Origin of the sequence: Cellulophaga sp. F20128 (assembly GCF_023015805.1) — a bacterium.
Lineage (GTDB): Bacteria > Bacteroidota > Bacteroidia > Flavobacteriales > Flavobacteriaceae > Cellulophaga.
On sequence record NZ_JALKBA010000003.1, the window covers coordinates 43,773 to 68,574 of the forward strand.

The 24,802-nt window shown below is 35.7% G+C and carries 16 protein-coding genes; 10 read left to right on the forward strand and 6 right to left on the reverse strand.

What is annotated here, in order from left to right; translation table 11 throughout:
- Positions 1 to 9 precede the first annotated feature (9 nt).
- A complete protein-coding gene (gene kdsA, locus MWU65_RS04285) occupies positions 10 to 831 on the reverse strand; it encodes a 3-deoxy-8-phosphooctulonate synthase (RefSeq protein WP_247075943.1) in 822 nt (273 codons plus the stop codon).
- Positions 832 to 1,001: 170 nt separating this feature from the next.
- On the opposite strand from kdsA, the gene typA reads away from it, so the two are divergent.
- Positions 1,002 to 2,798 (forward strand): translational GTPase TypA, encoded by a 1,797-nt coding sequence (gene typA / locus MWU65_RS04290; RefSeq protein WP_247075944.1) that lies wholly within the window; start codon positions 1,002 to 1,004, stop codon positions 2,796 to 2,798.
- Between the two features lie 110 nt (positions 2,799 to 2,908).
- Positions 2,909 to 3,808, forward strand: a complete 900-nt coding sequence (locus tag MWU65_RS04295; RefSeq protein ID WP_247075945.1) for a hypothetical protein — start codon at positions 2,909 to 2,911, stop codon at positions 3,806 to 3,808.
- Positions 3,809 to 3,883: 75 nt separating this feature from the next.
- Here the strand turns inward: MWU65_RS04295 and ppgK are convergent, their stop codons facing one another.
- The 3 genes from ppgK to MWU65_RS04310 form a co-directional block, all read right to left on the reverse strand.
- Positions 3,884 to 4,621: a polyphosphate--glucose phosphotransferase gene (ppgK, locus tag MWU65_RS04300; protein WP_247075946.1), complete on the reverse strand. Its 738-nt coding sequence runs from the start codon at positions 4,619 to 4,621 to the stop codon at positions 3,884 to 3,886.
- 108 nt (positions 4,622 to 4,729) lie between these two features.
- Complete coding sequence (locus tag MWU65_RS04305) at positions 4,730 to 6,271, reverse strand: carbon-nitrogen hydrolase family protein (RefSeq protein WP_247075947.1); 1,542 nt, start codon at positions 6,269 to 6,271, stop codon at positions 4,730 to 4,732.
- Positions 6,272 to 6,512: 241 nt separating this feature from the next.
- A complete protein-coding gene (locus tag MWU65_RS04310) occupies positions 6,513 to 7,196 on the reverse strand; it encodes an ATP-binding cassette domain-containing protein (protein ID WP_247075948.1) in 684 nt (227 codons plus the stop codon).
- A gap of 178 nt (positions 7,197 to 7,374) precedes the next feature.
- Here MWU65_RS04310 and MWU65_RS04315 point away from each other — a divergent pair, with 178 nt between their 5' ends.
- From MWU65_RS04315 to MWU65_RS04325, 3 genes are all read left to right on the forward strand, one after another.
- Positions 7,375 to 10,398, forward strand: a complete 3,024-nt coding sequence (locus MWU65_RS04315; protein ID WP_247075949.1) for a tetratricopeptide repeat protein — start codon at positions 7,375 to 7,377, stop codon at positions 10,396 to 10,398.
- A gap of 9 nt (positions 10,399 to 10,407) precedes the next feature.
- Positions 10,408 to 12,174 carry a TonB-dependent receptor gene (locus MWU65_RS04320; RefSeq protein WP_348646019.1) on the forward strand — a complete coding sequence of 589 codons (1,767 nt, stop codon included), beginning with the start codon at positions 10,408 to 10,410 and terminating at the stop codon, positions 12,172 to 12,174.
- A 269-nt stretch (positions 12,175 to 12,443) separates the two neighbouring features.
- The gene (locus MWU65_RS04325) at positions 12,444 to 14,063 is read left to right on the forward strand and encodes an amidohydrolase (RefSeq protein WP_247075950.1); all 1,620 of its coding nucleotides are present in this window, start codon (positions 12,444 to 12,446) and stop codon (positions 14,061 to 14,063) included.
- A 79-nt stretch (positions 14,064 to 14,142) separates the two neighbouring features.
- Here the strand turns inward: MWU65_RS04325 and MWU65_RS04330 are convergent, their stop codons facing one another.
- Positions 14,143 to 14,676, reverse strand: coding sequence for a DUF2911 domain-containing protein (locus MWU65_RS04330; RefSeq protein WP_247075951.1), 534 nt, complete (start codon positions 14,674 to 14,676; stop codon positions 14,143 to 14,145).
- 242 nt (positions 14,677 to 14,918) lie between these two features.
- Here MWU65_RS04330 and asnB point away from each other — a divergent pair, with 242 nt between their 5' ends.
- The 3 genes from asnB (at position 14,919) to MWU65_RS04345 (ending at position 19,953) form a co-directional block, all read left to right on the forward strand.
- Positions 14,919 to 16,592, forward strand: a complete 1,674-nt coding sequence (gene asnB / locus MWU65_RS04335; RefSeq protein WP_247075952.1) for an asparagine synthase B — start codon at positions 14,919 to 14,921, stop codon at positions 16,590 to 16,592.
- Positions 16,593 to 16,913: 321 nt separating this feature from the next.
- Positions 16,914 to 18,854, forward strand: a complete 1,941-nt coding sequence (gene gyrB, locus MWU65_RS04340; RefSeq protein ID WP_247075953.1) for a DNA topoisomerase (ATP-hydrolyzing) subunit B — start codon at positions 16,914 to 16,916, stop codon at positions 18,852 to 18,854.
- Between the two features lie 88 nt (positions 18,855 to 18,942).
- Positions 18,943 to 19,953: a DUF6588 family protein gene (locus MWU65_RS04345; RefSeq protein ID WP_247075954.1), complete on the forward strand. Its 1,011-nt coding sequence runs from the start codon at positions 18,943 to 18,945 to the stop codon at positions 19,951 to 19,953.
- Positions 19,954 to 20,031: 78 nt separating this feature from the next.
- Here MWU65_RS04345 and MWU65_RS04350 read toward each other — a convergent pair whose 3' ends face one another.
- Positions 20,032 to 20,451 (reverse strand): hypothetical protein, encoded by a 420-nt coding sequence (locus tag MWU65_RS04350; protein WP_247075955.1) that lies wholly within the window; start codon positions 20,449 to 20,451, stop codon positions 20,032 to 20,034.
- 256 nt (positions 20,452 to 20,707) lie between these two features.
- Between MWU65_RS04350 and MWU65_RS04355 the strand changes: the two genes are divergently transcribed.
- Both MWU65_RS04355 and secDF read left to right on the forward strand, forming a co-directional pair.
- Positions 20,708 to 21,634 carry a malate dehydrogenase gene (locus MWU65_RS04355; protein ID WP_247075956.1) on the forward strand — a complete coding sequence of 309 codons (927 nt, stop codon included), beginning with the start codon at positions 20,708 to 20,710 and terminating at the stop codon, positions 21,632 to 21,634.
- A gap of 144 nt (positions 21,635 to 21,778) precedes the next feature.
- Positions 21,779 to 24,748, forward strand: coding sequence for a protein translocase subunit SecDF (gene secDF, locus MWU65_RS04360; protein WP_247075957.1), 2,970 nt, complete (start codon positions 21,779 to 21,781; stop codon positions 24,746 to 24,748).
- Positions 24,749 to 24,802: the final 54 nt, after the last annotated feature.

The following is a 24,802-nucleotide window of genomic DNA, read 5'->3' on the forward strand; positions in this document are numbered from 1 at the left end:
TAGGAAAGTTTAGTTAAGGTTGTTTACAGTTTTTCTAATGGCAACTAAATTGGTTAGTAATTTTTCTAAATGATCCAAATGTAGCATGTTGGCACCATCACTTTTAGCAATCGAAGGGTCAAAATGAGTTTCCATAAAAATACCATCAACACCAGTTACAATACCAGCTCTGGCAATGGTCTCTATCATATCAGGTCTACCACCTGTAACACCAGAAGATTGATTGGGTTGTTGTAAGGAATGGGTTACGTCTAACACTACTGGGGCATATTGCTTCATGGTTGGGATGCCTCTAAAATCTACGATCATATCTTGGTAGCCAAACATCGTACCTCGATCTGTTATCATCACTTGTTGGTTGTTGCTGTCCGTTACTTTTTTAGCTGCGTGTTGCATGCTTTCAGGGCTCATAAATTGCCCTTTTTTGAGGTTTACCACCTTGCCCGTATTGGCAGCGGCAACGACTAAATCGGTTTGACGTACTAAAAAAGCAGGTATTTGTAAAATATCTACATATTCAGCTGCTAAGGTAGCATCAGAAACTTCATGAATATCGGTTACAGTTGGAACCTTAAAGGTTTCAGAAACTTTTCTTAGGATTTTTAGGGCTTTTTCATTGCCAATTCCAGAAAAAGAATCTACTCTACTGCGATTTGCCTTTTTAAAACTACCTTTAAAAACGTAAGGAATTTCAAGTTTGTCAGTAATGGTGCAGATTTTTTCCGCGATACGCATTGCCATTTCTTCGCCTTCAATAGCACAAGGCCCCGATAATAAGAAAAAGTTGTTGTTTTTGGTGTGTTTTATTTGTGGGATAAGGTCTAGATTCATTTTAGTATATTTTAAGGATGTAAAGGTAATAGTTTTTAAGTGGATTTAGGTGTTGGTAAACTATCTCTATATCAGCTTAGTAAGAAAATTGAATCTTTTGCTTATTGCTTTAAAAAATAGAGTACCTTTGCGCGCGCATTTAGGAAGGTAAATGCATTTAAAAATTAGTTATGTCAACAAAGAATATTGCAATTATTGCTCACGTAGATCACGGGAAAACAACCTTGGTAGATAAGATAATGTATCACTGCCAGTTATTTAGGGAGAACCAAAATACAGGTGACCTAATTTTAGATAGTAACGATTTAGAACGCGAACGCGGAATTACAATCGTATCTAAAAACGTTTCTGTGGTTTATAAAGGCACAAAAATTAACATTATAGATACTCCTGGTCACGCCGATTTTGGTGGAGAGGTAGAGAGAGTATTAAATATGGCGGATGGTGTACTGCTTTTAGTAGATGCTTTTGAAGGGCCAATGCCACAAACTCGTTTTGTTTTACAAAAAGCAATTGATTTAGGGTTAAAGCCATGTGTAGTTATTAATAAGGTTGATAAAGAAAACTGTACGCCAGAAGAAGTACATGAGAAAGTTTTTGACTTAATGTTTGAGTTAGGAGCAGAAGAGTGGCAATTAGATTTTCCAACAGTGTACGGTTCAGCTAAGAATAACTGGATGAGTGACGACTGGAAAAACGAAACAGATAATATAGAGCCATTGTTAGATATGGTTATTGAGCATGTGCCAACGTTTAAAGTAGTAGAAGGAAATACGCAGATGCTTATTACTTCATTAGATTATTCTTCATTTACAGGTAGAATTGCAATTGGAAGATTGCAACGTGGTAGCTTAAAAGAAGGACAGCCAATTTCTTTGGTAAAAAGAGATGGGAGTATCACTAAATCGAAAATTAAAGAATTGTACACTTTTGAAGGTCTTGGGAGACTAAGGGTAGAAGAAGTTGTTACAGGTGATATTTGTGCTATTGTAGGTTTGGAAGGTTTTGAGATTGGTGATACGGTAGCCGATATTGAAAATCCAGAGAAATTAAAAAGTATTGCTATAGATGAGCCAACAATGAGTATGTTGTTCACTATTAACGATTCTCCTTTCTTTGGTAGAGATGGTAAATATGTAACTTCTCGTCATATTAAAGATCGTTTGGCTCGTGAGCTAGAAAAAAACTTAGCCTTACGTGTTAATGAAACAGATAGTGCTGATAAATTTTTAGTATTTGGACGTGGTGTATTGCACTTGTCTGTACTTATTGAAACAATGCGTAGAGAAGGTTATGAACTACAAATTGGACAGCCACAAGTAATAATAAAAGAAATTGACGGTGTTAAATGTGAGCCAATAGAAAGTTTAACTATAGATTTACCAGAAACTGTTTCTGGAAAGGCTGTAGAAATGGTTTCTATGCGTAAAGGTGAAATGACGAGTATGGAAGCAAAAGGAGAGCGTATGATATGCGAATTCTTAATTCCTTCTCGTGGTATAATTGGACTTAGAAATCAATTGTTAACCGCTACTGCAGGTGAAGCTATTATGGCGCACCGTTTCTTGGAATACCAACCAATGAAAGGTGATATTCCACAACGTCAAAACGGATCTTTAGTTTCTATGGAATTAGGGAAGTCAATTCCTTATTCAATTGACAAATTGCAAGATAGAGGTAAGTTTTTTGTTGAGCCTGGAGAAGATATATACGAAGGTCAAGTTATTGGTGAAAATTCAAGAGGTGATGATATGACCGTGAATATAACCAAGACAAAGAAAATGTCTAACGTACGTTCTTCGGGAGCAGATGATAAAGCGAAAATTGTACCAGCAATAAAGTTCTCTTTGGAAGAAGCTTTAGAATACATACAGAAAGACGAGTACGTAGAGGTAACTCCGAAGCACTTAAGAATACGTAAGATTTATTTAACAGAAAACGAACGTAAACGTAATAAAATAGCTTAATATTATTTTAGGCAAGCATTTAAAAAATTCCAAGAGTTTCTTCTTGGAATTTTTTTTTTTGAAATGTTTTGCCAATTTGTACGACAATTAATTAAAAAACGAAATTAGATATGATGAAGACAGCAGTTAAATTTTTAAATTTATTTATAATAGTTAGTGTTTTGAGCTGCAAAGAGACTCCTAAAAATGAGTCCAAGGAAGTGCTGCAAGATACTGCAGTAGTTGGTTATGATATCCCAGAATCATGGATTCAAAAAAGGGTAAAAGACGCTAGTGAAAAACTAAATGCAACCGAGGCGGGTAAGATTGTTTGGAAAGCGATGGAGGCACATGGTGGTTTAGAGAATTGGTACGGAAATGGATATTTGTCGATGAGGTTCAATTACATGCCTTTAGATGGCAAAGGAATTAGAGATTCTTATCAGACTATAGATACGTGGAATAATAAGGCGAGACATCATAGTGTGTTAGATACAACGGCTACTTATGGTTGGGATGGAAATGAGGCCTGGGTAAAGGCAAAAGATAGTACATCATTTGCATATGATACTAAGTTTTGGGCCTTAACCCCTTTGTATTTTTCAGGGCAACCTTTTGTTTTTGATGGTGAAGGAGTGCAATTGGAACTTTTAGAGCAAAGAACTTTTAATGATGAATTGCAAGATGTAGTTAAAGTTTCTTATGCCCCTGGAACGGGTGCTGCTCCAGATGACTATTATATCATGTACATCAATACAAAAACCAAACTGGTTGATGCCTTTCGATATATCGTTTCATATCCGGAATATTTTCCAAATGGCGGACATAATCCAGAAAAAATAACGGTTACCCAAGGAACAACTACGGTAGACGGAATTGTGTTAGCAACCGGATTTAAAACATACTGGACAGTTACAGATGGTGAACCGGGGGAGTATATTACGAAGATAGAAGTAAGTGAAATAAAATTTGAGCCACAGCTTAAAGAAGATTATTTTTCAAAGCCAGAGGGTGCTATTCTAGTAGAGTAGGTCCTTCTTATACTCAAAATAAAAAACCTTAATCCTGTTAAAGATTAAGGTTTTTTTTATAGAGCCTGTCTCAACTTATTTTGGTTCAGCTGCAGATGCAGCTCCAATAATACCAGCGTGGTTTAACAATGTTGCCGGTATAACCGGGGTTCTTATTTTTATATACTTTTTAAATTCATCAAAATCTTTAGATACGCCACCGCCAATAATAATGGTGTCTGGGGCAACCAAAAGCTCAACATATTCTAAATAGGTGTTTAGGCGTTTCCCCCATTTTTTAAAGGACAAATCTTCCTTTTTCCGAGCAGAATCTGCTGCCCATAATTCTATTTTGGAGTACTTCTTATAAGGTATTTGCCCCAATTCAAAATTAGGAATCAGTTTTCCGTCAAGAAAAGCACCGCTACCTAAGCCAGTGCCAATGGTGATCATAACTACAAAACCATTTAAGGATTTACCTGCTCCGTATTTCATTTCGGCGCTTCCTGCTGCATCGGCATCATTAATAACAGTAAAGGCTAATCCAGTTGTGTCACTAAAGAGTTTATTGACATCTACGTCAACCCATTTTTTGTTGAGATTTCCGGCAGATTTGCATACCCCATTTTTTATTAAGGTAGGGAAACCGCAACCAACAGCTCCTTTGTAGTTAAAATGTTTTACTATTTCAAGTACAACGGCAGCCATGGCTTCAGGCTTTCTAGATTTTGGCGTGGGTATCCTAAATCGGTCTGTCACCTTTTCACCCGTTTTAACATTAACAAGTGCTCCTTTTATTCCAGAGCCACCAATATCTATACCTAGAACTTCCATTTAATTACATTAGAATTGAAGTAAGCAAAGTAACGAAAAACTTTTTTGGGGTTAAAATTTTATAACTTTTATTCATTTTTCGTTTTATTACAGCGGCTTCAACTTCTTTTATTGCCCCTGGTTTTTATTAATTTTTTTCAATTCAAAAATGTCAGTTCTTCGATCTTTGAGATTGCGAACGCTACCAAATTGATTTAATTCTCGAAGTAAATCGATATCCACATCGGCTATTAATATCATTTCGGTATTGGTGGTGGCCTCTGCTTTTATACCGTTTGCTGGGAACGAAAAGTCGCATGGGGTAAAAACCATAGATTGTGCAAATTGAATATCCATATTGTGTACCTTGGGTAGATTTCCAACGCTTCCAGCTATGGCAACATAACATTCATTTTCTATGGCCCGTGCTTGTGCGCAATGACGCACTCTGGAATAACCATTTTGAGTGTCTGTTAAAAAAGGAATAAATAAAATATCCATACCTTCTTCTGCTAGTAATCTACTTAATTCAGGGAATTCAGAGTCGTAGCAGATAAGGACACCAATTTTACCGCAATCCGTATCAAAAGTCCTTAAATCATGACCGCCTTGCATGCCCCATACCTTAGCTTCGTCTGGAGTTACATGTAATTTTTCGTAGCGCTCCGTAGTTCCATCACGTTTACATAAATAACCAACATTGTATAGTAAGTCGTCTTTTAATTCTGGCATACTGCCTGAAATGATGTTAATATTGTAGCTAATGGCTAGCTCTGAAAATTTTTGAACGATTTCAGGAGTGTGTTCAGCTAATTTCCGTATCGCTTCAGATTCAGATAGGTGATTGTTGTCTGCCATTAAAGGAGCGTTAAAAAACTCAGGAAATAAAGCAAAGTCAGACCTGTAGGCAGATACGGCATCAACAAAGTACTCTGCCTGTTGCATTAACTCGTCCATATCTTTATACGGCCTCATTTGCCATTGAATTAACCCAAGTCGAATCACTTTTTTCTTGGTGGCCGCCTTTTTAGTGCTTTTTTTATAGTAAACGTTATCCCACTCCAATAAAACTGCAAATTCATTAGAAGCCTCATCTCCTTCTAGGTAGCCTTTCATTATTTTTGAAGGGTGAAAATCATTGGATATTTGAAAGTTTAATACGGGGTCGTAAATTTCTTTTCGCTTTACTTTTTCTAAATACTCTTTGGGTGTTATGTTCTCTGAGTGTTTGTGGTAATTTGGAATTCTTCCGCCAAAGGCAATGCCTCGCAAGTTTAATTTCTCGCACAATTCTTTACGATAGTCATATAATCTACGACCAAGTCGCAAGCCTCTGTATTCAGATTTGATAAATACATCAATACCATATAAAACATTGCCATCTCCATTGTGTGTTTCAAAGGTGTAGTCTCCCGTAATTTCTTGGTAGGTATGGTGGTCATCAAATTTGTCATAATCTACCATAATAGATAGTGCACAACCTGCAAGTTGGTCATTTACCTTAATAACAACTTGTCCTTCTGGAAATTTAGTAATTAATGATTGAATGTGAGATTCTTTCCAATAGGAATTGGGCATATTAGAGTATGCCTCAATCATTACTTCCTTTAACTCTTGGTAATCGTGTATCGTTAAAAATTGTAATTCTATATTTTCAATGTTCTTAATCATTGTTTTTTTTCTTTTTTTTAACTGGTTTTAAGTGTTTGTGCTATCTAATACTAGGTTTAAACCTTGCTTAATTTTAAATGAAAGATACATAAAACTAATAAATAAATCGGATTTTATCTTCGGGGGGAAATGAGTACTTAAAATTCCTAAAAATCAGGGGTCATCACAATTGAAAATCAGAATTTTAGAACTGTTTTTTGGTGTTGTTTAAAAGGCTTTGGGAACGGGTGACACTGTGGATTTACATGGCGCGTTGCACGACTTCAAAAACCTTGTTTTCATCACATTTTAAGGTTTTAGAGGGGTATTTTAGAATTAAGGCATAATCATGGGTTGCCATTAAAATAGTCCGTCCTGTTTTGTTTATTTCTTGCAAAACCTTCATAACCTCTACGCTTGTTTGAGGGTCTAAATTTCCGGTAGGCTCATCTGCTAAAATAAGTTCAGGATCATTAAGCAGAGCCCGTGCAATGGCTACACGTTGCTGTTCTCCACCAGAAAGTTCATGTGGAAATTTAAAGCCTTTGGTTTTCATTCCCACCTTGTCTAAAACCTCTTCTATCTTGGTTGTCATTTTAGACTCATCCTTCCATCCAGTCGCTTTTAAGACAAATAGAAAGTTGTTGTTAATGGTTCTGTCTGGCAATAAATTAAAATCTTGAAATACAATACCTAGTTTGCGTCTCAAATATGGAATATCCTTTTCTTGTAGTGTTTTTAAATCCATATCTACAATGTTTCCAGTACCTTCCTTTAATGCTAGATCACCGTAAAGTGTTTTCATAAAGCTACTTTTTCCACTGCCTGTTTTTCCAATTAAATAAACAAATTCTCCTTTTTTAATTTCTAGAGAAATGTTATTCAATACAAGGTTTTCTTTTTGGTAAATAGAAACGTCTTTAAGTGCTAATATGATGTCTGACATAAATTTTTAAGGTAAATAAATTTACTGGTATTATTGTTGATATAAAAGTAATAAGTTCTGAGGTAAAAAGTAGCACCATACGTTAAAAATATTTTTCTTTATGATGCGATATACTTCTGAACAATTTTTAACGTTATATAATTTAATAAGGGTATATCACTATAATACCTATGTACATATGAAAATGAAAAAAATTGCAATACTCCTGTGTTTTTTGGGGATGTCTTACTATGGCTTTTCTCAAAAAACCGAAATCTACACTCACACCAATAAAGATTATTTAGAAGCGTTGTCCTTGTACAACGACAAACAGTATCAGGCTTCTCAAGCTATTTTTAAGAACGTGGCAAAAGAGACGAATGATTATGAAGTGAAGGCAAATAGTATGTATTATTCAGCTACTGCTGCCATACGCCTTAATCAGCTCGGGGCCGATAAATTAATGGAGCAGTTTGTAGAAGACTTTCCTACCTCTACAAAAAGGAATACTGCTTTTTTAGATGTAGCTGATTATTATTTTGAAACTGGAAAATACCCACACGCCTTAAAATGGTATGCAAAAGTAGACCAGTCTTCCATGTCTAGAAAAGACAAAGAACGCTTCCAATTTAATAATGGATATGCATTATTTTCATCTAAAAAATATAGTGATGCGGAATCCTATTTAAATAAAGTAACAAATTCTCCAACCTACGGATCACAGGCAAAATATTACTTGGGATATATCTCTTATCAACAAAATGATTATGAAGCTGCCAACGAGCGTTTTGATCAAATTACCGATCAAGATGAATTAAAAGAAAAATTATCATACTATCAGGCAGATATGAATTTTAAGCTTGGTAATTTTGAAAAAGCCATTGCCCTTGCCAAAGAGCAATTAACGAAGGCTGATAGGACAGAGATTTCAGAATTAAATAAAATTATTGGGGAGAGTTATTTTAACCTCAAACAATACAACAATGCTATTCCGTACTTATCCGAATACAAAGGGAAAAGAGGTAAATGGAGCAACACAGATTATTACTTACTCGGCTATAGCTATTACAAACAAGGAGATTATGCCAATGGCATCAATCAGTTTAATAAAATTATAGATGGTGATAATAGCGTTGCGCAGAATGCCTATTATCATTTGGCAGAATCTTATTTAAAACTAGATAAGAAACAAGAAGCACTCAATGCGTTTAGAAATGCATCTCAGATGGATTATTCGGAGGAAATAAAGAAAGATGCCTATTTAAATTATGCAAGATTAAGTTATGAAATTGGTAATGCTTACGAGAGTGTGCCTGCTGTTTTAACTACGTACCTAGAAACTTATCCAGACAATGAACATGCCCCTGAAATTCAGGAGCTATTGGTAGACTCTTATATTACCTCTAAAAATTTTAAAGGGGCAATGGAACTTCTAGAAAAAAATAAGAATTATGCAAGTAAAGAAACCTATCAAAAAGTAGCATTTTATAGGGGGGTAGAGTTGTTTGTTGAGTCGGATTATGAAGGAGCATTAGCTGTTTTTGATAAATCGCTAGATAGTGCCACAGATGAAATATTTAAAGCAAGAGCCTCTTTTTGGAAAGCTGAATCTGAATATTCTTTAAATAGATTTGAGGAAGCGCTTGTGTCTTATGCGGAGTTTAAAAGAATTCCAATGGCAAGTACCTTAGAAGAGTATACAGAGCTAGATTACAATATGGCTTATACGTATTTTAAGTTGAATGATTATACCAATGCAATTACACATTTTAAAAATTTCACAGATAGTTCTGATGCAGAAGAGACAAAGAAAAATGATGCATTCTTGCGTTTGGGAGACTGCTATTTTGTGTCTAGTAAGTATTGGCCAGCGATTGAGACCTATAATATTGCCTTAAAGAATAGGGGCGGTCAAAAAGATTATGCCGCTTTTCAAAGGGCCTTAAGCTACGGGTTTGTAGGTAAAAGTGATACTAAGGTTGAAGAATTAAATAGTTTCGTTTCTAAATATGCTAATTCTACGCTAAAAGATGATGCCTTATATGAATTGGGGAATACCTATATAAAATTAGGAAAAGAAACCGAAGGGTTAAATGCTTACGACAGATTAATACAAGGATATAAAGGAAGTAGCTTGGCGCCACAAGCCTTGTTACGTCAAGGATTAGTGCATTACAATGCAAGTAGAAACGAGCAGGCATTGGCAAAATTTAAAACCGTAGTTCGGGATCACTCTAAAACACAAGAAGCTGTACAAGCTGTAGCTACTGCTAAATTGGTGTATGTAGATTTAGGTAGAGTTGATGAATATGCCAATTGGGTACGAGATCTAGAGTTTGTTGAAGTTACAGATTCTGAATTAGACAATGCAACCTATGAATCGGCAGAAAAACAATTGTTAGAAAATAAAACAGATGCGGCTATAAGAGGTTTTACCAATTATATCAAAAATTTCCCTAACGGAGCCTATACATTAAATGCTAACTTTAAATTGGCACAGTTGTATTTCGGGAAAGAAAGTAAGGACAGTGCATTGCCACATTATATTTATGTAGCAGATCAAGGGGCAAGTGAGTTTGCAGAGCAAGCCTTAACTCGTGTATGTGAGATTTATATTGGTAATGATAAATATACAGCTGCTTTTCCTTATTTGGAAAAGTTAGAGCAAACAGCGAACATCAAACAGAATGTAACTTTTGCGCAATCCAATTTAATGAAAGGGTATTATACCCAAAAGAATTACAGTAAAACAATGGAATATGCGGAAAAAGTATTGGCAACCGCCAGTATAGACGATCGTATAAAGAGTGATGCACATATTATGATAGCGCGTGCAGCCATAAGCACCAATAAGGAGGTCAAGGCAAAAGAAGCCTATGCCATTGTGCAAAAAATAGCAAGTGGAGAAAGAGCCGCAGAAGCATGGTATTACGATGCTTATTTTAAAAATAAAGAACAAGCGTATAAGGCTTCTTCTGCGTCCATACAAACGTTAGTAAAAGATTTTTCTAGTTATAAAGAATGGGCGGGCAAAGGTTTGTTGCTTATGGCAGATAATTTCTATGCCTTAGGAGATGCGTACCAAGCCAATTATATTTTAGAAAATATAATTAAAAACTTTGGTGCCTATCCAGCGATTGTAGCCAAGGCAAAAGTAGAGCAAACTATGATTAAACAAAAAGAAGCTCGCAGTAATTCATCCATCAACCCAGAGGGTAATTAATTAAAATTCATGATGCAAAAATATATATATATCACTATAAGCTTATTTTTAGGAGCAATACAAATTACATCGGCTCAAGATAAGGACAAGGAAGAGAAAGATTTAGGGACTGAAACGGTAACGGTTACTAAGGCGTATAAGCCTACAATTTCAGATGCTTTTAAGGTGAAGTCCGTCCCTGTTATTAATGGTGCTGTAGAACTAAAGAAGAAGCCAATTACCTATAGTATTTTTTCCATTCCTGTTGCTTCTACCTTTACACCGGCTAAAGGAAAAGCCACTGCTGTAAAGAAAACCAAACCTGAAGAATTGTACAATTCGTATGCTTCTGTAGGGTTGGGAAATATGAGCAACGGCTTGTTGGATTTTTATACGAGTAGGCCAATTAATAGAAATGAAACCTTAGATATTGGAGTAAATCACCATTCTTCTCGAGGTGATATTGATGAGACTGTTGTAGATAATGTTTTTTATGATACCAAGGTAAAAGGTGTTTATACGATGCGGGAAAGAGATATGGAGTGGAACGCTAATTTAGGGTTACAACATAAATTGTATAGTTGGTATGGGGTTACGGACGCTGCTTTAGGGGCAACTCCAGAGGCTTTAATCGATGAAAAACAGAATTACTTTAACGCCGAGGCCGGGGGAGAATTAATTATGGATGATTACCTTATCAAAGGAGGTGATGTATTAGTAAGGCGCTTTTGGGATGCTACACAATCTGGTGAGAATAGAGCCGTGGTAAATGCAGCGGTAGAAGTTCCAATTTCAACGGAATTAATTAATTTTAATATAAAGTTAGATTATTTAGGTGGGAAATTTAAAAATGCCAGTCTAAATAATACAGAGAATACAGCAGCGATTAAGTACGGGCAGCTGCAAGCAGGGATAAACCCCAGTTTGGTGATTTTAAGAGATGATCTTACCGTGAACTTAGGTGCAAATTTAGTATATGGATTAAATACAGAGGGAAGTGAAAGTAATTTTTATATTTATCCGGCCGTAACGGCTTCCTACAGATTAGCTGGGGAAACTGCTATTGCTTATGGAGGTATAGAAGGGGAATTAAAACAAAACTCCTATTATGATTTTGTGGAAGAAAACCCTTTTGTTTCACCAACCCTAACTATTTCGCCAACGGATAATCAGTACAATGGGTATGTGGGATTAAAAGGGCAATTGTTAACCAATTTGGGGTATAATGTAAAGGCATCCTATGCTGCAGAAAACAACCGACCGCTATATAAACTAAACCCAGAAAATGCTTTCAGAGAGGATGACCCTAAAGATTATCATTTAGGTAATTCTTTTGATATTTTTTACGATGATATAAAGACCCTTGCATTTTTTGCAGAGCTGAATGTAGATGTCAATAGAAATTTTGCCTTGGGAGTAAATGCTGAGGTTTTTGATTACACCACAGAAACAGATAATCCAGCTTGGAATTTACCAAATATTAAAGGATCTCTTTTTATGGATTATCAAATTGGAGAAAAATGGTTTATGGGGGCCAACTTGTTTTATGTTGGAGAACGAGAAGATTTAAGTTCTATTGCGGCGCCTGCAACACAACCACAAGATTTTGCTTCTACCGTGGTTACTCTAGAGAGTTATTTTGATGCCAATGCACATGCGGGGTATCGCTTTGATAAAACCTTATCTATTTTTGTGAAAGCTGCTAATATTGCAAATAATAATTACCAACGTTGGGCCAATTATCCGGTACAGGGTTTTCAGGTTTTAGCAGGAGCCACCTATAAGTTTGACTTATAATAAGCCTTTTTTCTTTAAAATACTATTTACGCACTATTGTTAGGAAATAGTCGGGCATATGGCGCTACCACCTTTGTGTATTCATAATTACAGTTGCTGGGAATATGTGAAACTGAGGGAAAGAAGTATTAAAAGGTAAAAAGAATTAAGAAGAATTAAAAAAGGAATTGAAGAGAGGTTGGTACCTATCATCAATTCCTTTTTTGACTTAATATTGCATTCCTTTTTAAAATTAAAATTTCATTACTTTTGATTAAATTCAAGAAGAGATGAAAACATTGTTATTTGTACTCGTGCTCAGTCTTAGTGCATGTACCTCCACGAAAGAAAAGGTAGACCTGATCGTTACGAACGCAAGGATTTATACCGTAGATGAAAACTTTACGACTACAGAGGCATTTGCTGTTAAGGATGGTGAATTCGTTGCGGTAGGATCGTCTAAGGAGATTTCAGAAAAATATAGTTCAGAAGAGCGTTTTAATGCCAATAACAAAACAATAATACCTGGGTTAATAGATGCCCACTGTCATTTTTATGGATTGGGAATAGACCTGCAAGTTGTTGATTTGAGAGGAGCCAAAAGTTTTGATGAGGTACTTGACAAGGTGGTCTTATATCAAAAAAAGTACCCCAGAACATTTATTAGAGGTAGGGGTTGGGATCAAAACGATTGGGAGCTTAAAAATTTTCCGACCAAAAAAAAGCTAGATAGTTTGTTTCCTGATATAGCTGTTGTGTTGCAACGTGTAGATGGGCATGCATATATCGTAAATCAAAAAGCTTTAGACTTAGCTGGTATTACGGTAGAAACAAAAGTGGAAGGTGGTGAAATTGTAAAAATTGACGGAAAGTTAACCGGGGTTTTAGTTGATAACCCTATGGTAATGATAGATGCAATACTGCCGAAACCCTCTGTGAAAACCAAAGTAAATGCGTTAAAAGCGGCTGAGAAATTATGTGTAGATTTTGGGTTAACTACAGTTAATGATGCAGGTCTAGATAGGGAGACCATTGAAATTATAGATAGCTTGCAGCAGATAGGAGAACTGTCTATTAGAGTGTATGCTATGGTTAGTGCCTACAAGGAAAATTTAGATTACTATTTAAATAAAGGCATTCTAAAAACAGATAAATTAAATGTGAGATCTGTAAAATTATACGCTGATGGGGCCTTAGGTTCCAGAGGGGCAGCTTTAAAAAGACCCTATTCTGATAAACATAATCACTTTGGAGCCATGGTAACTCCTGTCTCTGAAATAAATGAGCTGGCAAGTCGTATCGCGGCATCGGAGTACCAGATGAATACCCATGCTATTGGAGATTCGGCCAATATAGTGGTCTTGAGAGCCTATAATAAAGTATTGAAAAATTCAAAAGACAGACGTTGGAAAGTAGAGCACGCACAAGTTATTGCCGCTGAAGATTTTACCAATTTTAAAATGGGTATCATACCATCTGTACAGCCCACACATGCTACTAGTGATATGTATTGGTCAGAGGAACGGTTAGGGAAAGAACGTGTTACCGGTGCCTATGCCTATAAAAAATTATTGCAAAATGCAGGAATTATTGTCCTTGGTACAGACTTTCCTGTAGAGAAAGTAAATCCATTTTTAACCTTCTATAGTGCAGTGGCACGGAAAGATGTAGCGCAATATCCAGAGAATGGTTTTCAGATGGAAAATGCATTAACACGAGAAGAAACCCTGAAGGGGATGACCATTTGGGCTGCGTATTCTAATTTTGAAGAAGAAGAAAAGGGAAGTATTGAAATCGGTAAAAAAGCAGATTTTGTCCTTTTAAATAAGGATATTATGAAGATAGAAGAAAATGAAATACCAAATACTATTGCTGAGCAGGTGTATATTGGAGGTGTTAAGGTTAAATAAAACAAGTAACATGCTTTCTGAAAAACAAAAACCCGAAACGGTATAGTTTCGGGTTTTATTATGCGTTGTAGTCAAGGAATTATTCAGGAATAGCAAAAGGAACAGAAACTAAAGTAGTTCCCCAGCCCATTACCATTGCGCTATCTGTAAAAGTAATTGAGAAGGCATCTAAAGATTCTTCGCCTTTAGAAACTTTACCAGAAACTCTTGCTATGTCATTTTCTTTTTTATAAGAATAAGCGCCCCATTGGTTTAAATCGCTGTTTAAGATTACAGTCCATTCTTTAGAACCAGGAACAGTAAACAAAGAGTATGTGCCGGCCTTGATGGTTTTTCCTCCAAAGTTGGTAGTACCATAAAAAGTAATTTCAACAGCTTCATTAGCACCAGTTCTCCAAACTTTACCTTCTGGAGCCAAATCGTTTACTACTCTTCCTTTTAGTTGTGGTCTACTATAGATTACACGAATATCCTTTTTTGAGTTTTTATAACTAGAGGGATAAGCGGCCATGTCGGCAGGACTTTTGTCTAGTCCACTAAATTGTTGTGCAGTAGCATTGGTAGAAAATACCATAGCTAATACGAATACTGATAATGCAAATAAGTTTTTCATAAATGTTGTTTTTTGTTTTTTTCAAATTTAGCGACATTTTCGCAGTAATAGTATATATGGTCGCTAAAATTATACCAACTTACAAAATGCTTGTTTTATTTTCTATTCTATGGTGAAATTATATAATTTATAATTAAAATACATATTTATAGTTATAAATTGAAATCAATTAAGGTAATTATGTTTTTAAATTGAAAGTTTAATTACATCTTTGTAATCAAATTGATATTAAATAAAATAGTATGTGTGGAATAGTTTGTGCATTTGATGTTAAAGAGAGTACAGAGGATTTAAGGCCTCAATTATTAGATATGTCTAAAAAAATAAGACATAGGGGACCAGACTGGAGCGGTATATATGCAAATGAAAAAGCGATTTTAGCACATGAGCGTTTGGCTATAGTAGATCCTGCATCTGGAAAACAACCTTTGTTTAGTAAAGATGGTAAATTGGTTTTAGCTGCTAACGGTGAAATCTATAACCATCAAGAGTTAAGAGCTCAATTTGAAGGAAAGTATGATTTTCAGACACAATCAGATTGCGAAGTTATTTTGGCTTTATACCAAGAAAAAGGTCCTGCTTTCTTAGATGAATTAAACGGTATTTTTGGGTTTGCTATCTATGATGTTGATAAGGATGAATATTTTATTGCCCGTGATCATATGGGTATTATTCCTTTGTATATGGGTTGGGATGCTAATGGAACATTTTACGTTGCATCAGAATTAAAAGCCTTGGAAGGTGTATGTACCAAAATTGAATTATTTCCACCAGGACATTATTTGTTAAGTAAAGAAGGTGAAGTAAAACAATGGTATTCTCGTGATTGGATGGAGTACGATGCGGTAAAGGAAAACGAAACCAGCATACAAGAGATAAAGGAAGCCTTAGAAGCAGCAGTTCATAGGCAGTTAATGTCAGATGTACCTTATGGGGTACTATTATCTGGAGGCTTAGATTCTTCAGTAACATCGGCAATAGCTAAAAAATATTCTCAAAAAAGAATTGAATCTGGCGATACAACTGATGCATGGTGGCCGCAATTGCATTCTTTTTCTGTAGGGCTGGAAGGTTCTCCAGATTTGGCAGCAGCACAAAAAGTTGCAGAACATATTGGAACGGTACACCATGAAATTAAATTTACTATTCAAGAGGGGTTAGATGCCATAAGAGATGTGGTGTATAACTTAGAAACATATGACGTTACTACAATTAGAGCCTCTACACCAATGTATTTAATGGCACGTGTTATTAAATCGATGGGCATTAAAATGGTGTTGTCTGGTGAAGGTGCAGATGAATTGTTTGGAGGATACTTGTATTTCCATAAAGCACCCAATGCTAGAGAATTCCACGAAGAAACGGTTCGTAAATTAAGTAAACTTCATATGTATGATTGCCTTAGAGCAAACAAAAGCTTAGCTGCTTGGGGTATAGAAGGTAGGGTTCCGTTTTTAGACAAAGAATTTATAGACGTTGCTATGCGTATTAACCCTCAGGATAAAATGATCAATGGAGAGCGTATGGAGAAATGGGTTGTTCGTAAGGCTTTTGAGGAAATGTTACCCGAAAGTGTAGCGTGGAGGCAAAAAGAACAATTCTCAGATGGTGTTGGATACAGTTGGATAGATACCTTGAAAGAAGTTGTAAGTGTAGAGGTTACAGATGAGCAATTGACCAATGCCAAGTATAGATTTCCATTGCAAACGCCAACTTCTAAAGAAGAATTCTATTACAGAGCTATTTTTGAAGAGCATTTTCCAAGTGATGCAGCTGCCATGTGTGTCCCTCAAGAGGCATCCGTAGCCTGTAGTACAAAAATTGCATTGGAGTGGGATGAAGCATTTAAAAATATGAACGATCCATCGGGTAGGGCAGTGGCAAAAGTCCATACAGATGCCTATGTAAAACAATAATTTTTTACGATGAACTGGTCCCAGTTCTAGACGGTTTAAAAAATATATAATCTATAAGGAGCGCCAAATTTTGGCGCTCCTACTTATTTAAAGACCTTCTAAGGCACTCTTTTTTTTTAACTTAGTTTTAATATTATTTTTTTTCATGAAATTGACCTTAAAATTATTTTAAGCGCGTTTAAGAGGTTTTTTGGTTAAAAGCAAAAATGTTGATAACTATTTTAAAAGAGCCTTAGAACGATTTAAAATTAGGGAAGCAAAACTTTATCTTTGTTAGATTGTATTTTTTAGGATGAAATTAAGCACAATAATTTATATATAATGAGCGAAGAAGCAAAAAAAGATAATTATTCAGCGGATAGTATTCAGGCGCTAGAGGGAATGGAGCATGTGCGTATGCGGCCTTCCATGTATATTGGAGATGTAGGTGTTAGAGGTTTACATCATTTGGTGTACGAGGTAGTAGATAACTCTATTGATGAGGCAATGGGTGGTCATTGTGATACTATAAGTGTAACAATAAATGAAGATGGTTCTATTACTACCAAGGATAACGGTAGAGGAATCCCGGTAGATTTACATAAAAAAGAAGGAATATCTGCATTAGAGGTTGTAATGACCAAAATTGGTGCAGGTGGTAAGTTTGATAAAGATTCGTATAAAGTATCTGGGGGGTTACACGGTGTAGGTGTATCCTGTGTGAACGCACTTTCTAGCCATTTAAGAGCTACGGTCTATAGAGAAGGTAAGGTATGGGAACAGGAGTATGAAAGAGGCAAGTCTTTATATCCTGTTAAGAATATTGGAGAAACTACAGAAAGAGGAACAGTAGTTACTTTTTATCCAGATCAAACTATTTTTACCCAAACGGTAGAGTATAGTTATGAAACCCTTTCCAATAGAATGAGAGAGTTGTCATTCTTAAACAAGGGGGTAACGATCACAATGACCGATAAGCGTCAGAAAGATGAAAAAGGGGAGTTTGTTTCTGAAGTGTTTTATTCAGAAGAAGGTCTTAAAGAATTTATCAAATTTTTAGACGGGAACAGAGAGCAACTTATAAGAGAAGTTATTTCAATGGAAGGGGAAAAGAACGAAATCCCTGTAGAAGTAGCAATGGTCTACAATACATCTTATACTGAAAACCTTCATTCCTATGTGAATAATATTAATACACATGAAGGAGGAACGCATTTATCTGGATTTAGAAGAGGATTAACATCAACCTTAAAGAAGTATGCAGATGCTTCAGGGATGTTAGATAAATTAAAATTTGAGGTACAAGGAGACGATTTTAGAGAAGGGCTTACGGCTATAATCTCTGTAAAAGTTGCCGAGCCACAGTTTGAGGGTCAGACCAAAACGAAACTGGGGAATAGAGAAGTTTCTGCCGCTGTGAGTCAGGCTGTTTCTGAAATGTTAACCAACTACCTAGAAGAAAATCCGGATGATGCTAAGATCATTGTACAGAAAGTAATTTTAGCGGCACAAGCACGTCATGCAGCAACAAAAGCGCGTGAAATGGTGCAACGTAAAACGGTAATGAGTATCGGTGGTTTACCCGGAAAATTATCAGATTGTTCTGATCAAGATCCAGTAAACTGTGAAGTTTTCCTTGTTGAGGGAGATTCGGCGGGTGGTACTGCCAAACAAGGTCGTGATAGAGCGTTTCAGGCCATCCTTCCACTCCGAGGGAAAATCTTAAATGTTGAAAAGGCAATGCAACATAAAGTTTTTGAAAATGAAGAAATCAAAAACATTTATACGGCCTTAGGTGTAACCATCGGAACAGATGACGATAGTAAAGCGTTAAACTTAGATAAATTGCGTTACCATAAAGTAGTGATTATGTGTGATGCCGATGTAGATGGTAGTCACATTGAAACATTAATTCTTACTTTTTTCTTTAGATATATGAGAGAGCTAATAGAAGCTGGTCATATTTATATTGCTACTCCGCCTTTATACTTAGTTAAAAAAGGAACTAAGAAAAGATACGCTTGGTCAGACAAGGAAAGGGATGAAATAGCGGATAGCTTTAACGGTAGTGTAGGAATACAGCGATATAAGGGTCTGGGGGAGATGAATGCCGAGCAGTTGTGGGATACTACAATGAATCCAGATTTTAGAACATTAAGACAAATTACAATTGATAGCGCAACAGAGTCAGATCGTGTTTTTTCTATGCTAATGGGGGATGAAGTACCTCCTAGAAGAGAATTTATTGAGAAAAATGCTGTTTATGCGAACATTGACGTATAAAAACAACGCTTACACAACAAAAACTCGCACCATTGGTGCGAGTTTTTTAGTTTTACGTAAAACCTATGGTTTTATTTAAAATAGTATTATGAAAAAAGTAAGTATAATGGCTTTATTGTTGTGGGGTGGGTACGCATCCGCACAATCTAATGCAAACGAAATTTTTGCTGCCGGTGTAGCAGATGCAAATACATTTATTAACGGCTATTTGTCCCCGGCATCCGAGGGAATGTTGTACAGCCTTTCTGGCGGATGGTATAATACGGCAGATGCTAAACCCTTAGGAGGTTTTGAGATTTCTATTATTGGAAATATGGCCCAAACTCCAGATGATAAAAAATCTTTTGTTTTAAATACATCAGACTATGAAAACCTGCAGTTTGATGATGGTAGTCTGTCAAAATCTGTTTCAACAGCTTTAGGAGACATACAAGGTATTGGGGTATATGTAGAAGGTGAAATTGCACCTGGTGTATCTTCCCGGGAAGATTTTGAACTTCCCACGGGCCTGGCTTCGGAAAATATAAACTTTGTACCCGCTGCCTTTTTGCAAGTTAGTGTTGGGTTGTTTAAAGGAACAGAGCTTAAAGCTCGTTTCTTACCTAAAATAGATACCGAAGAAGCAAACTTAGGCTTGTATGGGTTAGGAATTCAGCACGATTTTACAAAATTACTGCCGGCAGATAAGATTTGGCCTGTGGCTTTGTCAGCAGTGATTGGTTATACTCATTTAGTTGGAAGTTATGATTTTACAGAGCAAAGCGCTATCGCCGGTGAAGACCAGCGATTAGAGATGGAGATGAATACTTGGGTTTTTCAAGCAGTAGTTTCAACAAAATTACCGATTATAAATTTTTATGGAGGTCTAGGGTATTTATCGGGTAAGTCTACAGTAGATGTATTAGGTACGTATAGAGTGCAATCTGGTCCTTTTGTAGGGGATACGTATACAGATCCGTTTTCTGTGCATACAGATGCTAATGGAGTTGTGGCAAATGTAGGCGCAAAGCTGAAGCTTGGCTTCTTTAGGTTAAATGCAGATTATTCTATTGGAGAATTTAACAATCTATCGGTAGGTATTAACTTTGGTTTTAGATAGTAGAAAAAAATAGTATAAAACGAACAAAGCCTTCTATATCAATAGAAGGCTTTGTTCGTTTTATAAGGGAGCTTTTATTTATTCCCGGACTGCTAAAGTTTCACCATTTGTTTCTTCTAAAACAAAGGTCAACTCATTGTTTGCAGATGTTTCTGTTTTTTCGACACTATTCGATTTGGATTTTATTCTAACAATATCATTGGGCATTTCTGTGCCGGGGTAAGAAATTGTATAGGTGTCGCCATCAAATGTCCAGCTGAAATCTGTTAAAAAAGCAATGTTATCGTTCGTATAGCTATGATACCTCCCTAAGTAAGCATCATTAAATATCCATTCTTGCTTTGATGCTGTGGATTCCTGTTTTGATTCTTCGGATTCCGGGCTTGATGTTTTTGACCAAATTCCAATAATTGGGTCGTTGTTTTCTGGAATTTCAGAGCAACTAAAAAATGCTAAAGCAGCAAAAGTAGCAATGAAAAAAAGTAGGGTTTTTTTCATAAGTAGGTATTTTAATTAATTTGGGTAGGACAAATATCCTGAATTTTTGTTGTGAATCTTATTTTTTTCGATGTATGCACCTTTTTGTTGTGTTTTTTCGATTAAATGCAATTTTCTTTAACATTAGGCTGTTTTTAAACGGTTTTATCTGTGAAAAAGAATATTAAAGTTAGGGTATTGGCATTGGTATTTGTTTAAATTCTTTATTTTTGGCAAACATTAATAAAATCATTAAACATTAAATAAATAGATAGGTATGAAAGTAACGGTAGTAGGTGCAGGTGCAGTAGGCGCTAGTTGTGCAGAATACATTGCAATTAAAAATTTTGCATCGGAAGTTGTTGTACTAGATATTAAAGAAGGATATGCAGAAGGCAAAGCAATGGACTTAATGCAGACGGCATCTTTAAACGGTTTTGACACTAAAATTGTGGGTTCTACTAATGATTATGCCAAAACAGCAAATAGTGATGTTGCTGTTATTACTTCAGGTATTCCTCGTAAACCAGGGATGACTAGAGAAGAATTAATAGGTATTAATGCAGGTATTGTAAAAACAGTATCAGAAAACCTAATTAAGCACTCGCCAAACGTTATCCTAATTGTTGTAAGTAACCCAATGGATACCATGACGTATTTGGTGCATAAAACAACAGGATTGCCAAAACACAGAATTATTGGAATGGGTGGTGCTTTAGATAGTGCACGTTTTAAATACAGATTGGCAGAAGCTTTAGAAGCGCCAATTTCTGATGTTGATGGTATGGTAATTGGAGGTCATAGCGATACAGGTATGGTGCCATTAACAGCACATGCTACAAGAAATAGTGTTAAGGTTTCTGAATTTTTATCCAAAGAAAGATTAGAGCAAGTAGCGGCAGATACTAAGGTAGGGGGTGCTACATTAACTAAATTGTTAGGAACTAGTGCTTGGTATGCTCCTGGAGCAGCCGTTTCGGGTATGGTACAGGCAATTGCCTGCGACCAAAAGAAAATGTTCCCTTGTTCTACCTTATTAGAAGGTGAGTACGGTTTAAATGATCTTTGTATTGGTGTTCCTGTAATTTTAGGTAAAAACGGAATCGAGAAGGTTGTAGAAATAGAACTAAGTGATGCTGAAAAGTCAAAAATGCAAGAAAGTGCAGCGGGAGTTTCTAAAACCAACGCCCTTTTAGATTTATAATACAATAAAAAACAGTGTAAAAAAGGGTGGCAAATTTATTTGTACACCCTTTTTTATATAATATAGATAAATATATTGTCAGTTCTTATCTTATATGATATATTTGCACGCTATATAAAAATTACCAATAATAAACAAAAACTAATGTATAATAAAGGACTTATAAAGCTGTTTGCTTTTTTATTTGGAATCGTAAGTATCTACCAGTTATCCTATACTTTTATAAGTAGTAAGATTGAAAATGAAGCCGCAGTTTACGCTTCAAGTAAAATTTCTGATACAGAAGCTAATTTTTCTAAGGAGAGAGAAGCTTTAGAAACAAAGTACTTAGATTCAATTGGAGATAATTCTATTCTTGGGTATACAAACTACAATGAAGCTAAGAAAAAGGAATTAAATAAAGGGTTAGATTTAAAAGGTGGTATTAACGTAACACTTCAAATTAAGATTAGAGATATCTTATTGGGGTTAGCTAACAACACGAAGAACCCAGCATTTATAAAGTCATTGAACGATGCAGATCTTGCGTCTCACAATAGTGATAAAACATATATTGATTTATTTTTTGAAGCCTGGGATGCCAATAAAGGGGATACTAAATTAGCTTCTCCAGATATATTCTTTACAAAAACGTTAAGTGAAGATATTAAAACGATGGATGCTTCGGATGATGAAGTAAAGACTATTATTCATCAAAAAGTTGATGAATCTGTAGAATCTGCTTTTGAAGTACTAAGAGAACGTATTGATGGTTTTGGTGTAACACAACCCAACATACAAAGAGAAGGTAAATCTGGTCGTATTTTAGTAGAATTACCGGGAGCCAAAGATAAAGCAAGAGCACAAGAATTATTGTCTAGTACTGCGCAATTGGAGTTTTGGGAAACTTATCCTCAAAATGATCCTAATGTAATGCAGTTTATTAATGCAGCTAATGAGAAATTAAGATCATTAGTGAAAACAGATACTCCTAAGGATATTTCTAAGCCAGAATCTGAAATAGATTCATTGTTGTCTGATGTTACACAAGATTCATTGGGTGTCGCCAACCAAGTAAATCCATTAGGAGATTTAATTGTAGGTATCCCTAATAATTTTGCAGTAGCAAACTTTGCAATTAAAGACACGGCTAAGGTGATGGAATACCTTAGAATGCCAGAAATTAAACGATTAATTCCTAATGCCATTCAGCATATCAAATTTATTTGGGAGCGTCCAGCAAAAGGTGTTGAGGTAGTAGGTCTTTTTCCTATAAAAGGAAATAGAGATAATGAACCAAAAATGAGTGGTGACGTCGTAAGTGCGGCACGTGCACAATTTGACCAATTGAGTAACCCAACCGTTGGTATGGATATGAACGTTAAGGGTGCTAAAGAATGGCAAAAATTTACGAGTGAAGTTAATTTAAACCAAACAGGTATTGCTGTGGTTTTGGATAACAGAGTATATACAGCTCCTGGTTGTTCGGTAGTTGGTGGTATCTCTGGAGGTAGTACAGAAATTTCAGGAGACTTTACCATTACAGAAACACAAGATATTGCAAATGTATTAAGAGCAGGAAAGTTGCCAGCCAGAGCAGAAATTATTGCATCTGAAGTTGTTGGACCATCTTTAGGGCATGAGTCGATTAATAGTGGTTTAATGTCTTTCTTAATTGCAATGGCATTGGTATTGGTTTGGATGGTTTTTTACTATGGTAAAGCAGGTGTAGCCGCAGATATTGCGTTGTTGTTAAACATATTGCTGATTTTTGGTGTATTGGTTAGTTTAAATGCGGTATTAACCTTACCAGGGATAGCAGGTATTGTTTTAACTATTGGTATGTCTGTAGATGCAAACGTACTTATTTTTGAACGTATAAAAGAAGAACTCGCAAAAGGTAAAGGGCAATCCTTAGCCATTTCTGATGGTTTTGGAAATGCCTTGTCATCAATCTTAGATGCAAACATAACAACAGGACTTACAGCAATAATTTTATTTATTTTTGGATCAGGACCTATCAAAGGTTTTGCAACTACATTATTGATAGGTATTGCAACTTCTTTGTTTACTGCAATTTTTGTGACAAGATTAGTAATTGAAGCGTATGCTGCTGGTAAAGGGAAACGTTTAGACTTTTATACAGGCTTAACCAAAAATCTTTTCAAAAATTTAAATATTGATTTTTTAAAGAAGAGAAAATTTGCCTATATATTCTCAGGAATTTTAGTATTAGTTGCTGTAGTTTCTTTGTTTACTACTGGATTACAACAAGGGGTAGATTTTATTGGAGGAAGAAGTTATCAGGTACGTTTTGATCAGAGTGTAAATACCTCTGAAATTCAATCGAGCTTGAATACTGTTTTTGATATGGGTACCAATGTAAAAACATTTGGAGAAGACAATCAGATTATGATTACCACTGCTTATAAAGTAGATGTGGAAGGGATTGAAGTAGATGAAGAAATTCAAGATAAATTATTTACTTCATTACAAAACTTACTGCCTTCTGGTTTGTCTAAGGATAATTTTGTAAATGGTCAAGTAGATGGTCATTCAATTGGAATTTTATCCTCTAAAAAAGTAGGACCAACAATTGCAGATGATATTAAGAAAAATGCTGTTTGGGCTATCTTAGGCTCCTTACTTGTGGTCTTCTTGTATATCCTATTGCGTTTCCGTAAATGGCAATTCTCTTTGGGAGCGGTTGTAGCTGTATTCCATGATGTTCTTATTGTATTGGGTGTGTTCTCTATTTTTGGAAAGATAATGCCATTTAATATGGAGATAGATCAAGCATTTATAGCGGCCATATTAACGGTAATTGGGTATTCCTTAAACGATACGGTGGTTGTATTTGACCGTATTCGAGAAATAGTAAAAGAAAGAGGTTGGAAATCGGGTGAAAATGTAGGTATCGCTTTAAACAGCACCTTGAGTAGAACTTTAAATACCTCTTTAACGACCTTGGTAGTGTTGTTGGCGATCTTTATTTTTGGAGGTGAATCCTTAAGAGGATTTATGTTTGGAATGATCGTTGGTGTAATGGTAGGTACGTATTCCTCACTATTTATTGCAACTCCAGTAATGTATGACACATTGAACAAAAAATTACAAGCAGGAGAAGAAGAGTAAAATCCCCTGCAATAGCTAAAGAATTAAAAAGCTGCTTTCAATATATTGGAAGCA

What these genes read in the sequence shown, in the direction of transcription:
- kdsA (WP_247075943.1), bottom strand. Translation starts at nt 831, where the DNA reads ATGAATCTAGACCTTATCCCACAAATAAAACACACCAAAAACAACAAC.
- typA (WP_247075944.1), top strand. Translation starts at nt 1,002, where the DNA reads ATGTCAACAAAGAATATTGCAATTATTGCTCACGTAGATCACGGGAAA.
- MWU65_RS04295 (WP_247075945.1), top strand. Translation starts at nt 2,909, where the DNA reads ATGATGAAGACAGCAGTTAAATTTTTAAATTTATTTATAATAGTTAGT.
- ppgK (WP_247075946.1), bottom strand. Translation starts at nt 4,621, where the DNA reads ATGGAAGTTCTAGGTATAGATATTGGTGGCTCTGGAATAAAAGGAGCA.
- MWU65_RS04305 (WP_247075947.1), bottom strand. Translation starts at nt 6,271, where the DNA reads ATGATTAAGAACATTGAAAATATAGAATTACAATTTTTAACGATACAC.
- MWU65_RS04310 (WP_247075948.1), bottom strand. Translation starts at nt 7,196, where the DNA reads ATGTCAGACATCATATTAGCACTTAAAGACGTTTCTATTTACCAAAAA.
- MWU65_RS04315 (WP_247075949.1), top strand. Translation starts at nt 7,375, where the DNA reads ATGAAAATGAAAAAAATTGCAATACTCCTGTGTTTTTTGGGGATGTCT.
- MWU65_RS04320 (WP_348646019.1), top strand. Translation starts at nt 10,408, where the DNA reads ATGATGCAAAAATATATATATATCACTATAAGCTTATTTTTAGGAGCA.
- MWU65_RS04325 (WP_247075950.1), top strand. Translation starts at nt 12,444, where the DNA reads ATGAAAACATTGTTATTTGTACTCGTGCTCAGTCTTAGTGCATGTACC.
- MWU65_RS04330 (WP_247075951.1), bottom strand. Translation starts at nt 14,676, where the DNA reads ATGAAAAACTTATTTGCATTATCAGTATTCGTATTAGCTATGGTATTT.
- asnB (WP_247075952.1), top strand. Translation starts at nt 14,919, where the DNA reads ATGTGTGGAATAGTTTGTGCATTTGATGTTAAAGAGAGTACAGAGGAT.
- gyrB (WP_247075953.1), top strand. Translation starts at nt 16,914, where the DNA reads ATGAGCGAAGAAGCAAAAAAAGATAATTATTCAGCGGATAGTATTCAG.
- MWU65_RS04345 (WP_247075954.1), top strand. Translation starts at nt 18,943, where the DNA reads ATGAAAAAAGTAAGTATAATGGCTTTATTGTTGTGGGGTGGGTACGCA.
- MWU65_RS04350 (WP_247075955.1), bottom strand. Translation starts at nt 20,451, where the DNA reads ATGAAAAAAACCCTACTTTTTTTCATTGCTACTTTTGCTGCTTTAGCA.
- MWU65_RS04355 (WP_247075956.1), top strand. Translation starts at nt 20,708, where the DNA reads ATGAAAGTAACGGTAGTAGGTGCAGGTGCAGTAGGCGCTAGTTGTGCA.
- secDF (WP_247075957.1), top strand. Translation starts at nt 21,779, where the DNA reads ATGTATAATAAAGGACTTATAAAGCTGTTTGCTTTTTTATTTGGAATC.